Genomic DNA, 13,702 nt, shown 5'->3' on the forward strand with positions numbered 1-13,702 from the left:
GCGGCATCGCTGCCGCCCGTTCAGGACCGGGCGCATAGCTGCGCCCGCAGGCTTACTTCACCTGCTGTTCGAAACGACGCAGCAGCACGTTACCACGCTCAACAGAGGCATCCAGTGCCGCCTGTGGCGTTTTCTTACCGGTCCAGACGCTTTCCAGTTCTTCATCCACGATGGTACGAATCTGCGGCATGTTGCCCAGGCGCATCCCTTTGGTGAATGACAATGGTGGCTTGTTCAGCATCTGACGGGTTGCCGTATCCGCACCCGGGTTCTTGTCGTAGAAGCCCTGCTGTTTGGTCAGCTCGTAAGCCGCCGTGGTGATCGGCAGATAGCCGGTTTTCTGGTGCCATTCCGCGGCGTTTTCTGGTTTCGCCAGGAACTGCATAAACTCCGCCACACCTTTGTAGGTTGCAGCATCTTTGCCTTTCATCACCCACAGGCTGGCACCACCGATAATGGCGTTCTGCGATGCGTTTGGCACGGTAGCGTCATATGGCATCATGCCCACGCCATAGTTGAATTTGGCGTAGTGGCGGATATCCGCCAGTGAACCGGAAGAAGCGGTGGTGATCGCACAGTCGCCGCTGTAGAACTTCTCGGTAGACTCGTCTTTACGACCGTAGTAGGTGAAATCACCCTTCTTGTTCATATCCTGCAGCATCTGGATATGGCGCACCTGTACTGGCTTGTTAAACTCCAGTACCGCATCAGTGCCGCCGAAGCCGTTATCACGGGTGGCCACCGGCAGAGCATGCCATGCGCTGAAGTTTTCAATCTGAATCCAGCCCTGCCAGCCGCTGGCGTAGCCGCACTTCATGCCTGCTGCACGCAGTTTGGCGCTATAGTCCGCCAGATCCTGCCAGGTTTTAGGTGGCTGCTCAGGATCAAGACCCGCTTTTTTAAACGCGTCTTTGTTGTAGTACAGCACCGGCGTGGAGCTGTTAAATGGCTGGGACAGCAGGTGGCCGCTTTTCGCATCGGTGTAGTAACCGGAAACGGTTGGCACAAACTGCGACTCATCAAACTGGATGCCGGCATCCTTAAACACTTCGTACACTGGCTTGATGGCTTTCGACGCCATCATGGTCGCCGTGCCCACTTCGTATACCTGCAGAATGGCGGGTGCATTGCCGGTACGCACGGCAGCAATACCTGCTGCGAGGCTCTGGTCGTACTTGCCTTTATAGACCGGTACCACTTTGTAATCAGGGTTAGCCTGGTTAAAACGCTGCGCCAGAGAATCGACCTCTTTCCCCAGCTCACCGTCCATGGAGTGCCAGAAAGCAATTTCAGTGGCAGCCAGGGCATTGCCGCTCAGTGCACAGCCAAGCACGATGCTCAGTGCGGTATGACGAAAAGTGATGGATGGCATATCAGTTTCCCGTGACATGATTGTTACGCGCGATTTCACGCATTTTATGTTCGGGAAGTAACATGGCATGGAAAAATGACAGAGAGATAAACGGGTTATGACAGCAAGGTGACAGCCGCGTGACGCGTGAGCGCGCGTGCAAAATTTTCCTGGCGGGCGATGTGGAAGCGGGAAAATCCGCGGCAGGCAGCGTCAGGGCATTGAAATTACAGCGATGCAGTCAGGATCGCGACAAATGAAATCGGCCTGCAATGCAGGCCGATGGTTTTCAGCGGGTTATCACACTGTGTCGTGTTAACCGCCGAGATACGCGCTGCGCACCGCCTCGTTCGCCAGCAACGCATCACCGCTGTCTTCCAGCACCACATGGCCGTTTTCCAGCACATAACCACGGTCAGCCAGCTTCAGCGCCTGGTTCGCGTTCTGCTCCACAAGGAAGATGGTCATGCCTTCGTCACGCAGCTGCTCGATGGTATCGAAAATCTGCTGAATGATGATCGGTGCCAGACCCAGCGACGGCTCGTCCAGCAGCAGCAGACGCGGCTGGCTCATCAGTGCACGGCCAATCGCCAGCATCTGCTGTTCGCCGCCGGACATGGTGCCTGCACGCTGTACTTTACGTTCCAGCAGACGCGGGAACAGCTGATAGACACGCTCAATACGCTGCTGATACTGCTCGCGATCGGCAAAGAAACCGCCCATCGCCAGGTTCTCTTCCACCGTCATGCGCGAGAAGACCCGCCGCCCTTCCGGCACAATCGCAATCGCCTCACGCATAATGCGAGCGGTCTGCCAGTCGGTAATCTCTTTGCCGTCAAAGGTAATCACGCCATTCGTGGCACGCGGCTCACCGCACAGCGTCCCCAGCAGCGTGGTTTTCCCCGCGCCGTTTGCGCCAATCAGGGTCACGATCTCACCCTGATCAATATGCAGACTCACCTCGTGCAGCGCCTGAATCTTGCCATAGTGCGCGCTGACGTTACTTAACGTTAAAATCGGGTTCGCCATCTTACGCCTCGCCTAAATACGCACGGATAACATCCGGGTTATTACGGATCTCGTCCGGTTTGCCATTCGCCAGCGGCGTCCCCTGATTCACAACATAAATACGGTCAGAAATACCCATCACCAGTTTCATATCATGTTCAATTAACAGCACAGTGACTTTATGCTCGCCACGCAGTTCGGCGATCAGCTCGTCCAGTTCATGGGTTTCGCGCGGGTTAAGGCCTGCTGCTGGCTCGTCCAGCATCAGGATTTCCGGCTGCGTCACCATGCAACGGGCAATTTCCAGCCGACGCTGCTGACCATACGCGAGGTTACCGGCCTGGCGGTTTGCCATCTCCAGCAGGCCGACACGCTCCAGCCAGGCAGCGGCGCGATCCAGCGCTTCACTTTCGCTGCGGCGAAATGCCGGGGTTTTCAGCAGGCCAGAGAACACACCGCTCTTCAGGTGCTGATGCTGTGCGACTAACAGGTTTTCAATCACCGTCATTTCGCGGAACAGACGCACATGCTGGAAAGTACGCACAATCCCCATACGGGCGATCTTCTGCCCCGGCAGGCCTTCCAGATGCTGATCGCGCAGTTTAATGGTGCCGCCCGTCGGACGGTAAAAACCGGTCAGGCAGTTGAACACCGTGGTCTTCCCGGCGCCGTTCGGGCCGATCAGTGATACGATCTCTTGTGGATGCAGTTCCAGCTGCACATTGTTGACCGCCAGCAGGCCGCCAAAACGCATCATCAGGCCATCAACGGCTAATAAAGGCTGACTCATGCCTGCTCTCCTTTTCCGTTGCGTTTCAGCTTCAACTGCGGACGCTGCATTGGCAACAGTCCCTGCGGACGCCAGATCATCATCAGCACCATCAGTGCACCCAGCACTAGCATGCTGTATTCATTCAGGTCGCGCATCAGTTCGCGGGACACCACCAGCAGTACCACCGCCAGAATCACCGCAAACTGTGATCCCATACCGCCCAGCACCACAATCGCCAGCACAAATGCCGACTCCGCGAAGGTGAAGGATTCCGGGCTGACAAAGCCCTGACGTGCCGCAAACAGCGTACCGGCAAAACCGGCAAACGCGGCGCTGATGGTAAAGGCGGTCAGCTTGATGCGACGCGGGCTTAAGCCCAGTGAACGGCAGGCAATCTCATCGTCACGCAGCGCTTCCCAGGCACGGCCCAGCGGCATACGCAGTAAGCGGTTAATCACAAACAGCGTCAGCACCACCAGCAACAGCGCCACCATATACAGGAAGATAATGCGGTCGCTCGGGTCATACTGCAGGCCAAAGAAGTTATGGAAGGTGTCCCAGCCGCCGTCGCGCGCGCTGCGGTTAAACTCCAGCCCAAAGAAGGTCGGTTTCGGGATCTGGCTGATACCGTTAGGGCCACCGGTGATTTCGGTGTTATTCAGCAGCAAAATACGCACGATTTCGCCAAAACCCAGTGTCACAATCGCCAGGTAGTCACCGCGTAAACGCAGCACCGGGAAGCCTAGCAGCAGGCCAAACAGCGCCGCCACCAGCCCAGCCAGCGGCAGACATTCCCAGAAGCCCAGGCCATAGTAATGGTTGAGCAGCGCGAAGGTGTAAGCACCGATGGCATAGAAGCCGCCGTAACCCAGCACCAGCAGACCGGATAAGCCCACCACTACGTTAAGGCCCAGGCCGAGGATCACATAAATCATCGTCAGGGTAGCGATATCCACCGTGCCGCGCGACACCAGAAATGGCCATACCACCGCGGCGATAATCAGCGCCAGCGCCAGCAGTTTTTGTTTTGGCGTTGAACCGTCAAAGCTCGGCAGAACAAACGCAGGACCACCGACCTTTTTCAGGCTGCTTTGCAACAACGGACGCACTAACTGGAACAGAAACACCACCGCACAACCGACGGCAATCCAGTTCCAGCGTACGCTACCGGCGTTATTCACCACCAGTTGCGTGCCATCCAGATTCAGGCGCATTCCCATAAAAAAGGCGGCCAGAATCAGCAGCATCAATGCCGAGACAACGGCATTGACCAGATTAAGCTGTTTCATACTTTCTCGACCTCCGGACGACCGAGGATACCGGTTGGCATCACCAGCAGCACCACAATCAGCAGCGCGAAGGAGACCACATCTTTATATTCTGTGCTGAGATACGCGGAGGTCAGCGCCTCGGCGATGCCCAGAATCAACCCGCCCAGCATCGCACCCGGAATACTGCCGATACCGCCCAGCACCGCTGCGGTAAATGCCTTCATGCCGGCCATAAAACCGATATAAGGGTTAATCACGCCATAGAACTGGCCCAGCAGCACACCGGCCACTGCCGCCATCGCCGCACCAATGACAAAAGTCAGCGAGATCACACGGTCAGTATTAATCCCCAGCAGGCTGGCCATTTTCAAATCTTCCGCACAGGCGCGGCAGGCGCGGCCCATACGCGAATAACGAATAAACAGCGTCAGCGCCAGCATCGCAAGGAAGGTCACAATCCAAATCACCGCCTGCATGGTGGTGATGGTCGCGGCAAAGCCGTTGCTCTCCGCCAGTTTCCACTGACCGGTGATCAGGCTTGGCAGCGCCAGGTCGCGCGAGCCCTGCGTCAGGCTGACGTAGTTTTGTAAGAAGATCGACATCCCGATGGCGGAGATCAGCGCGATCAGGCGTTTAGAGGATCGCACGGGCTTATACGCCACACGCTCAATACTCCAGCCATAGGCGCTGGCAATCACGATCGCCATAATGAAACCAGCGGCGATCAGCAGCCAGCCCACGTCGATCCCCATCATCATCAGCGCCGCGATAACGATAAAGGAGACGTAGCTACCGATCATATACACTTCGCCGTGAGCAAAGTTGATCATGCCGATGATGCCGTACACCATGGTGTAACCAATGGCGATCAGCGCGTAGGTGCTGCCCAACGTCACACCGTTGAACATTTGCTGCAGGAAATAGAGAAACTGCTCGGACATACCTGATTACCTTACTCATCCGCAGGTGAGCGGAAGGTACAAAAACGACTACAACCGCCCTAAATCATTTGTGGCGCAGGAAGGCGGCAAACCCGCTCATCCCCGGGAACATAGCTAACTATGCGACCGGGGTGAGCGGGTGAAGCCAACGCATCTGCGGCGCGAATGATGACGGGCGGCGGGATTTCAGTACAAGCGTGCTGACTTATTTCACCGCAGTTGAGGTGCCGTCAGCATGCCATTTGAAGATACCGAATTCGAAACCTTTCAGGTCGCCCTGCGCGTTCCAGTTCAGGTCGCCCATCACGGTCGGAACTGCCTGGCCTTCTTTCAGGTTTTTCACGATATCAGCAGGTTCTTCGCTCTTGCTACGCTCGATGCCGGTTTTCAGAGACTGCAGCGCGGCGTAAGTGGTCCAGACGAATGGGCCGGTTGGGTCCAGTTTCTTCGCTTTCAGCGCATCAACGATTGGCTGGTTAGCCGGAACCTGGTCGTAACGCTTCGGCAGGGTCACGAACATGCCTTCTGAAGCTGCGCCCGCAATGTTAGACAGTGAGGAGTTACCCACACCTTCTGGGCCCATAAACTGGGTTTTCAGACCAGCAGCACGCGCCTGGCGCAGGATCTGGCCCATTTCCGGGTAGTAGCCGCCGAAGTAAACGAAGTCGACGTTCTCTTTCTTCAGACGCGCCACCAGGGTGGAGAAATCTTTATCACCGGCGGTCACACCGTCAAACAGCACCACATTGGCGCCTGCTTTTTTCAGGCTGTCCTGCACGGAACGCGCCAGGCCTTCGCCATACTGCTGCTTGTCGTGCACCACGGCGATACGCTGTGGTTTAATCTCACTGACGATATATTTTGCTGCGGTTGGGCCCTGGTCGGAATCCAGACCCGTGGTACGCATCACCAGTTTATAACCACGAGTGGTCAGCTCAGGTGCGGTCGCTGCCGGCGTGATCATGATGATGCCTTCATCTTCATAGATATCGGATGCAGGCTGAGTTGAGGAAGAACACAGGTGGCCAATCACGTAGCGAATGCCATCGTTGATCACTTTGTTCGCCACGGCGACAGCCTGTTTCGGGTCACAGGCATCGTCATACTCAACGCCGACCAGCTTGTTGCCGTTAACGCCACCTTTGGCATTGATATCTTCGATAGCCTGCTTAGCGCCGGTGAACTCCATATCGCCATACTGTGCGACAGGGCCAGTCTTCGCCCCAACGATGGCAACTTTAATATCTTGTGCCATTGCCGCGTGGCTCATCGCCAACGCAACGCAGCCTGCCAGAAACGCGCTACCTTTACTGATTTTCATCCGCACTTCCCCATCTTGTGGTCTGTTGTGTGATTGCTGGTTATTTTTTGCCTGATTTAACTTAAAAACTCGTTAGCTAATAACGGCTTAGCGGTTAAAACGGCATTTTGTAGTAATAAGGCTTTATTTTTCAGGTTATTAAACAGGAATTTTCTTCTGTAAATCAACTGACACATGCAGAAAATAGCGTCCAGAACAGCACGATCACCTGGTAGCATTGATGGCATAATCGCCACAAGGCCAGCGAGTTATGCTGTTAATATAGTCATAATCTGATTTTTTACTCGGCCCTGGGCGCGCATCAAAAACAGATCGCGTCGTTTTGGCTGGGGAAAAGTTAAGCACCCTAATGATGACATCTTCGCTACAATATCCCTTTAAACCGTAGCAGGTAGCTAACATGAAGCTGACCATCATACGCTTGCAACAATTAAGCGCTCAGGATCGCGTGGATCTCGGCAAAGTCTGGCCGGGAAAAGATATCGCCGCGCTGGAAAACGGGCTGGACGAGCAGCATCGGCTGTATGTCGCACGCTTTAACGATCGCCTGCTGGCGGCCGTGCGCCTGGAAATCAGCGGCGTGCAGGGCAAACTTTACGATTTGCAGGTTCGTGAGGTCACGCGGCGTCGCGGCGTCGGTCAGTATCTTCTGGAAGAAACGCTGGCGCAAAACACCTCGCTGGTGCACTGGTGGATTGCTCAGGATGGCAGTGAAGACCCGGCAGCGATCGCTGCCTTTATGCAGGCCTGCGGTTTTCATACCCAGATTGATGGCTGGGTGAAAAAGGTGATGTCGGTCTGATCGATAAACGCGCCGCGCTCTGCATACCGCAGGCGCAGCGTCGCATCACCGCGCCTGCGTTGCACTGCAGGCAATAAAAAAGCCCCATTTTTGCAAACGGGGCTTTTTCGTTCTGACCGTTACGTCAGCAGTGTGCGTTACGCTTCGATCGCCATACGCAGTTTCTTCATGGCGTTCTTCTCCAGCTGGCGCACGCGCTCGGCGGAAACACCATATTGATCGGCCAGTTCCTGCAGAGTAGTTTTGTTATCATCGTCCAGCCAGCGTGCACGGATAATATGCTGGCTACGCTCATCCAGCCCCTGCAACGCATCGCTCAGCTTATCGGCGGCGTGATTGTCCCAGTTATCCTCTTCAATGCCATCGGCGAAGTCAGAGGTTTTATCCTGCAGATACAGCACCGGCGCCATGGATTTGCCTTCGCCAGACTCATCATCAGACGACAGGTCAAAGGTCATATCCTGCGCGGCCATACGCGATTCCATTTCACGCACGTCTTTACTGGTTACGCCCAGCTCACGTGCCACCATTTCCACTTCATCCTGGTTAAACCAGCCCAGACGCTGCTTGGTTTTACGCAGGTTAAAGAACAGCTTACGCTGTGCTTTGGTGGTCGCGACTTTCACGATACGCCAGTTACGCAGCACGTATTCGTGAATCTCGGCTTTAATCCAGTGCACGGCAAAGGAAACCAGACGCACGCCAACATCAGGATTAAAGCGGCGCACCGCTTTCATCAGGCCGATGTTGCCTTCCTGAATCAAGTCCGCCTGCGGCAGGCCGTAACCGGAATAGTTACGAGCGACATGAACAACGAAGCGCAGGTGAGACAGGATCAGCGTTTTTGCTGCATCCAGATCGCCCTGGTAATGCAGCCGTTCAGCCAGCGCCTTTTCCTCTTCCGCCGACAACATCGGCCAGACGTTAGCGGCCCGGATATAGGATTCCAGGTTGCCTAAAGGAGCGATAGCTAAAGTTTGCATTTCTTTGGTCATTCAAACCCTCTCTGTGAATATGCCAGTTGCCACGCGATTCCTTCGCGTCATCCACAACACTACGTGATTTACCTGCGGAAATCGAAAGCAATCTGTGCTGATTCGACGACAAAGTTATCCACAAGTTCCATTTCGCGGTGCATATTTTACACACACCTTGCGGATGAGGGAAGCGGACGCAGACAGAAGGGAAATAAATCAGAACTTCCTCTGCGGCACACTTTCTCGCAGCAGAGGAAGATTATAACAAAAAATATGTCCTGGGGTTACTGCGGTGTAAATCGGCGTAAATGTTGTACGGTCGCCAGCCAGGCGGCAATCCAGCCAATCATCGCCGCGATTAACAGCAGCAGCAGGCTTTCATCCCAGGAGAGGCCGCTGATGCGGAATGTGGTGCCAAATACCGCCGCCACCTGCGCCACCACCGATTCAAGACGCAACACCAGCACTTCCGACAGAATCAGCGACAGCAACGCGCCGCTAAAGCCGAGCAGAGCGCCACCATACAGGAAAGGCCGCAGAATAAAGCCATCCGTTGCACCAATCAGCTTTTGTACGTTGATGGTATCGCGGCGGGCAAAGATGCTCAGACGCACGCTGTTACCGATCACCAGGAACACCGCCACAATCATCAGAATGCCGATCATCGCCGCGACCTGCCCGACCAGACCGGTCAGCGCCGCCAGCCGGGCAAACCAGCTGTCGTCCATACGCACTTCATCCACGCCCTGCACTGCCGCAACCCGTTCACGCAGGGTCTGCAACGTATTCGAGCCCTGGAAATTGAGCTTCGGCGTAATAACCGCCACCGCCGGTAACGGATTTTGCTCCAGCATATCCAGCGCGCCGCCAAAACCGGACCAGTTGCGGAATTCGCCCATCGCCTCTTCACGCGACAGGTAATTCACCTTATCCACGCCATCCTGCTGCTTCAGCTGGGCAATCACGTTTTCCGCAGCGTCGTCATCCAGCGTTTTGCTGAGATAAACCGTCAGTTGCGGCGCCGGATACCACTGATCGGCGGCCTGGCTAACGTTTTTCCACACCATATAGCAGACGCTCGGCAGCGTCAGCGAAATGGCAATCACCATCACCGTTAACAGTGTCGCCAGAGGCTGGCGCCACATATCCGACAGTGAGCCGTGCAGCGCATAACGCCACTGCTCCTGCCAGCCGCCCTTCAGCGCACGACTCTTCGACGGCTGCTTCGTCTTCGCCGCCGCCGGACGTTTATTACGCTTATTCACCATAATGGCCTCCGTGCAGGCGTCCCTGACTCAGCGTCATCACGCGGTAATTACGCCGCCCGATCAGCCCCATATCATGGGTCGCCATCAGGACGGTGACACCTACGCGGTTAAACTCTTCGAACAGGCGCAGAATATCTTCCGACAGCGCCTCATCGAGGTTACCGGTCGGTTCATCCGCCAGCAGCACCGCCGGTTTGTTCACCACCGCGCGGGCAATGCCGACACGCTGCTGTTCACCGCCAGAGAGCTGAATCGGGAAACTCTTCGCTTTGTCGAGCAGGCCAACTTTATCCAGCGCTGCCGACACGCGACGACGGATATCTTCACCGCTGGCGCCCGCGATGATCAGCGGGATCGCCACATTGTCATACACTGAGCGATCCATCAGCAGATGGTGGTCCTGGAAAATCATGCCGATTTGCCGGCGCAGGAACGGCACTTCACGATTCTTCAGGCGGCTGATGTCATGACCGCCAAACCAGATATGCCCGGCGCTTGGCCGTTCAATGCCACAAATCAGCTTCAGCAAGGTGCTTTTCCCTGCCCCGGAATGACCAGTCAGAAACGCCATCTCCCCTGGGTGCAGATGGAAATCCACCCCCTGCAGCGCCTGCCGACCGCCGAGATAAGCCTTACTGACCTCTTCAAAGCGAATCATCCTAATTAGTCCTCTCGGGCAAACAGTGCCTCAATAAAGTCGTCGGCCTTAAATGACCGCAAATCTTCGATACCCTCCCCCACGCCGATATAACGGATAGGGATACTAAACTGATCCGCCACCGAGAAAATCACCCCGCCTTTGGCGGTGCCGTCCAGTTTGGTCAGCGTGATACCGGTCAGCCCGACAGCCTCGTGGAACAGCTTCGCCTGGCTGATGGCGTTTTGCCCGGTGCTGGCATCGATGGTCAGCATCACTTCGTGTGGCGCGCTGTCATCCAGCTTTTTCATCACACGGGTGATCTTTTTCAGCTCTTCCATCAGATGCGCTTTGTTCTGCAGGCGACCTGCCGTATCGGCAATCAGCACATCCACGCCGCGCGCCTGCGCTGACTGAATGGCATCAAAAATCACGGAGGCGGAGTCTGCGCCGGTCTGCTGGGCCACCACCGGAATATTGTTACGCTGGCCCCACACCTGCAGCTGCTCGACGGCCGCGGCACGGAAGGTATCGCCTGCCGCCAGCATCACCGACTTGCCCTGCGCCTGATACTGACGCGCCAGCTTGCCGATGGTGGTGGTTTTACCCACGCCGTTAACGCCGACCATCAGAATGACAAACGGTGTTTTACCGCTGACATCCAGCGGTTCTTCCACTTTGGCCAGAATTTGTGACATCTCGGCTTTCAGCAGGCCATACAGCGCTTCGGCATCGCGCAGCTGCTTACGGCTCGCCTGCTGAGTCAGACTGCTGATGATGCGACGCGTGGTGTCCACACCCACATCAGCGATCAGCAGCTGTTCTTCCAGCTCATCAAACAGATCGTCGTCGATCTTCTTGCCGCGGAACAAGCCGATAAATCCGGAACCCAGGTTTTCACGGGTTTTGACCAGGCTGCGCTTCAGACGGGCAAAGAAGCCCTCTTTGGTGGGGCGCTCCTGTTCCTGTACTGGTGCGCTTTCGGCTTCTGCTGCGCGTTCGGCTGCTGCTGCACGCTCGGCTTCTGCTGCGTGTTCGGCTGCTGCTGCGCGTTCAGCCTCTGCTGCACGCTCGGCTGCTGCTGCGCGTTCAGCCTCTGCTGCACGTTCGGCTTCTGCTGCGCGTTCGGCTTCTGCTGCGCGTTCGGCTTCTGCTGCGCGTTCGGCTGCTGCTGCGCGTTCGGCTTCTGCTGCGCGTTCGGCTGCTGCTGCGCGTTCGGCTTCTGCTGCGCGTTCAGCCTCTGCTGCGCGTTCAGCCTCTGCTGCGCGTTCGGCTTCTGCTGCGCGTTCGGCTGCTGCTGCGCGTTCGGCTTCTGCTGCACGTTCGGATTCTGCTGCGCGTTCGGCTTCTGCTGCGCGTTCGGCTGCTGCTGCACGTTCGTTTTCTGCTTCCTGCTCAGCCGCGGACTGCTGTTCCTCTAACGCCTCTTTTTGTTCCTCTTTCGCTACTGGCGTCTCATCGCGCCCCAGTCCCAGCCAGGAAAAAAAACCACGTTTTTTATCTTTTGCCATTGTGCAACCACACTCCTCGCTGGCTGAACCCCCGCTGACATCTGCAGCCGGGTCAGAAAATAACCTGATAATTAGTCTCTTAGTCTAACACTTTCTGTGCACGGCAACACCTGCACCCTTTTTACGTTTCCTCGTGGCAATTAGCCCGTTAAACTACGCAACAATTTATACAGAGTTGTAAAAATCATGAACAAACAACCTCGCGGCAAGGGTGCCGGACAAATTCGCATTATTGGCGGCCAGTGGCGCGGCCGTAAATTACCTGTACCGGACAGCGCCGGTCTGCGCCCCACCACTGACCGCGTACGCGAGACCCTGTTTAACTGGCTGGCGCCGGATATTCAGCAGGCACGCTGTCTCGACTGCTTTGCTGGCAGCGGCGCACTGGGACTGGAAGCCCTGTCGCGCCATGCCGCGTCGGCCACGCTGCTGGAGCTGGAACGCCCGGTGGCACAGCAGCTGGAGAAGAATCTGGCGACGCTCGGGGCAACCAATGGCAAAGTGATCAACACCAATACCCTGAGCTGGCTGGCGCAACCCGGCAGCGCGCATGATCTGGTGTTTATCGACCCGCCGTTTCGCAAAGGATTACTGGATCAGACGATTACGCTGCTGGAAAGCCAGAACTGGCTCGCAGACGGCGCGCTGATCTACGTGGAAAGTGAAGTGGAAAACGGCATGCCGCCGGTGCCCGTCAACTGGCATCTGCACCGCGAGAAAATCGCCGGGCAGGTGGCTTACCGTTTGTATGTGCGTCAGACCAGCCACAAGGAGAATGAGGATGCTGCTTAATCTGGGACGTTTGCTGATGCTGTGCGTCTGGGCTTTTCTGCTACTGAATATCGTCCAGCCGTTTCCGAAGCCATTGAAGTATTTCGTTGATGTCGCGCTGTTTTTTATGGTGGTGATGCACGGTCTGCAACTGGTGTTGCTGCGAGCCACCCAGCCAAAAGATGGGCCGAAGCTGAGCAAAGTCACTCAGGCGAAGATTTTTTTCTTTGGTGTCTTTGAACTGCTGGCGTGGCAGAAAAAGCATTTTCCGAAGCAGTAACAAGTTCGCCCGCTGGTTGACCGTCATTTCAGAGCCTCGCGTTTATCTCTGCACCTGCTCAGGGAATCCGGTCAGCTCCGGAAAGACGCAAAATCTGTCATCCATGACCGCTCGTCCCGCGCCGTCCATGGCGCGGGACGCTTTCCTGCGCTGACCGGATTCCCTGTGCACTCAACCGGGTGTTGCTGTCTCTGTTGCCCGCGCCCTGAGTTTATCAGCCGCTTAAAGCCGCCCGAACAGGCAGCCGACGCCATACCAGGTCCTTTAAACCGCAGGCGTAAAACTGACAAAACGCGAGCCCTTGACCTGCAGTTTGCCTTTCACCCCTTTATCCAGCTGATGATAATCCTCCGCACTCAGCACCAGCTTAAAATCTCCCGCGCCATTTAACGGGTGAAACCAGGCTTCATAACGCATCTCTTCCAGCGGGATCACCTCGCGCTGACGCGAACGCCGGCTGGACACGGAAAACTCACGTTTGGTTTTCACCTCAACCGGCAACGAACGTAATGGTGACGCGTCATTAACCGCCTTTTCACGTCGCTGCTTAATAAACTGACGCGTGGCAAGAATGGCAATGATCGCCAGTACGATGAAAAAAATTAGCGGTGGTTTGCTCATGTTTCTCTCGTCTCCTCTGGTCGACAGTGAACAAATGTTGGCCGGGCAAAAGCATACAACCAGAGGATGCTGATTGTCACATCCGCGGCCCATAACCTAAACTGAGATCGCTATTTCGGGGAAAAACAGTGCTGATTCGGACAGCCCGACCGGTTGTTTCAGGCCCGGCGT

14 protein-coding genes are annotated in these 13,702 nt (G+C 56.1%); 3 read left to right on the forward strand and 11 right to left on the reverse strand.

From position 1 onward, the window contains the following. Window positions 1-52: 52 nt before the first annotated feature. From ugpB to ACSZO1_RS05885, 6 genes are all read right to left on the reverse strand, one after another. Entirely contained in the window at window positions 53-1,372 is a 1,320-nt protein-coding gene (ugpB, locus tag ACSZO1_RS05860; protein WP_437610461.1) for a sn-glycerol-3-phosphate ABC transporter substrate-binding protein UgpB, read from the reverse strand. Window positions 1,373-1,666: 294 nt separating this feature from the next. Continuing rightward, window positions 1,667-2,380, reverse strand: coding sequence for a high-affinity branched-chain amino acid ABC transporter ATP-binding protein LivF (gene livF / locus ACSZO1_RS05865; RefSeq protein WP_437610463.1), 714 nt, complete (start codon window positions 2,378-2,380; stop codon window positions 1,667-1,669). 1 nt (window position 2,381) lies between these two features. Next, window positions 2,382-3,149, reverse strand: a complete 768-nt coding sequence (gene livG / locus ACSZO1_RS05870) for a high-affinity branched-chain amino acid ABC transporter ATP-binding protein LivG (RefSeq protein WP_437610465.1) — start codon at window positions 3,147-3,149, stop codon at window positions 2,382-2,384. After that, the gene (locus ACSZO1_RS05875; protein WP_437610467.1) at window positions 3,146-4,420 is read right to left on the reverse strand and encodes a high-affinity branched-chain amino acid ABC transporter permease LivM; all 1,275 of its coding nucleotides are present in this window, start codon (window positions 4,418-4,420) and stop codon (window positions 3,146-3,148) included. The genes livG and ACSZO1_RS05875 overlap by 4 nt, the downstream gene beginning before the upstream one ends. Next, on the reverse strand, window positions 4,417-5,343 hold the full coding sequence (gene livH / locus ACSZO1_RS05880) for a high-affinity branched-chain amino acid ABC transporter permease LivH (RefSeq protein ID WP_437610469.1): 927 nt from the start codon (window positions 5,341-5,343) through the stop codon (window positions 4,417-4,419). The genes ACSZO1_RS05875 and livH overlap by 4 nt, the downstream gene beginning before the upstream one ends. Window positions 5,344-5,548: 205 nt before the next feature. After that, window positions 5,549-6,664 carry a branched-chain amino acid ABC transporter substrate-binding protein gene (locus tag ACSZO1_RS05885; protein WP_437610471.1) on the reverse strand — a complete coding sequence of 372 codons (1,116 nt, stop codon included), beginning with the start codon at window positions 6,662-6,664 and terminating at the stop codon, window positions 5,549-5,551. 400 nt (window positions 6,665-7,064) lie between these two features. Between ACSZO1_RS05885 and panM the strand changes: the two genes are divergently transcribed. Continuing rightward, the gene (gene panM, locus ACSZO1_RS05890; RefSeq protein WP_437610473.1) at window positions 7,065-7,466 is read left to right on the forward strand and encodes an aspartate 1-decarboxylase autocleavage activator PanM; all 402 of its coding nucleotides are present in this window, start codon (window positions 7,065-7,067) and stop codon (window positions 7,464-7,466) included. 137 nt (window positions 7,467-7,603) lie between these two features. Here panM and rpoH read toward each other — a convergent pair whose 3' ends face one another. The 4 genes from rpoH to ftsY all read right to left on the reverse strand — a co-directional run bounded on the left by rpoH (window position 7,604) and on the right by ftsY (window position 11,859). After that, complete coding sequence (gene rpoH, locus ACSZO1_RS05895; RefSeq protein ID WP_437610475.1) at window positions 7,604-8,461, reverse strand: RNA polymerase sigma factor RpoH; 858 nt, start codon at window positions 8,459-8,461, stop codon at window positions 7,604-7,606. 266 nt (window positions 8,462-8,727) lie between these two features. Next, on the reverse strand, window positions 8,728-9,711 hold the full coding sequence (gene ftsX / locus ACSZO1_RS05900) for a permease-like cell division protein FtsX (RefSeq protein ID WP_437610477.1): 984 nt from the start codon (window positions 9,709-9,711) through the stop codon (window positions 8,728-8,730). After that, entirely contained in the window at window positions 9,701-10,369 is a 669-nt protein-coding gene (gene ftsE / locus ACSZO1_RS05905) for a cell division ATP-binding protein FtsE (RefSeq protein ID WP_437610479.1), read from the reverse strand. Before ftsE ends, ftsX begins: the two co-directional genes overlap by 11 nt. Window positions 10,370-10,374: 5 nt before the next feature. After that, window positions 10,375-11,859, reverse strand: a complete 1,485-nt coding sequence (gene ftsY, locus ACSZO1_RS05910; RefSeq protein ID WP_437610481.1) for a signal recognition particle-docking protein FtsY — start codon at window positions 11,857-11,859, stop codon at window positions 10,375-10,377. Window positions 11,860-12,045: 186 nt separating this feature from the next. On the opposite strand from ftsY, the gene rsmD reads away from it, so the two are divergent. Together rsmD and ACSZO1_RS05920 are read left to right on the forward strand one after the other, a co-directional pair. Beyond that, complete coding sequence (gene rsmD / locus ACSZO1_RS05915) at window positions 12,046-12,651, forward strand: 16S rRNA (guanine(966)-N(2))-methyltransferase (protein WP_437610483.1); 606 nt, start codon at window positions 12,046-12,048, stop codon at window positions 12,649-12,651. Continuing rightward, window positions 12,641-12,910 (forward strand): DUF1145 family protein, encoded by a 270-nt coding sequence (locus ACSZO1_RS05920; RefSeq protein ID WP_437610485.1) that lies wholly within the window; start codon window positions 12,641-12,643, stop codon window positions 12,908-12,910. The genes rsmD and ACSZO1_RS05920 overlap by 11 nt, the downstream gene beginning before the upstream one ends. 264 nt (window positions 12,911-13,174) lie before the next feature. Here the strand turns inward: ACSZO1_RS05920 and ACSZO1_RS05925 are convergent, their stop codons facing one another. Continuing rightward, window positions 13,175-13,531, reverse strand: coding sequence for a DUF2500 domain-containing protein (locus tag ACSZO1_RS05925; RefSeq protein ID WP_437610487.1), 357 nt, complete (start codon window positions 13,529-13,531; stop codon window positions 13,175-13,177). Window positions 13,532-13,702 lie beyond the last annotated feature (171 nt).

Origin of the sequence: Erwinia sp. V71 (assembly GCF_965644245.1) — a bacterium.
GTDB lineage: Bacteria > Pseudomonadota > Gammaproteobacteria > Enterobacterales > Enterobacteriaceae > Erwinia.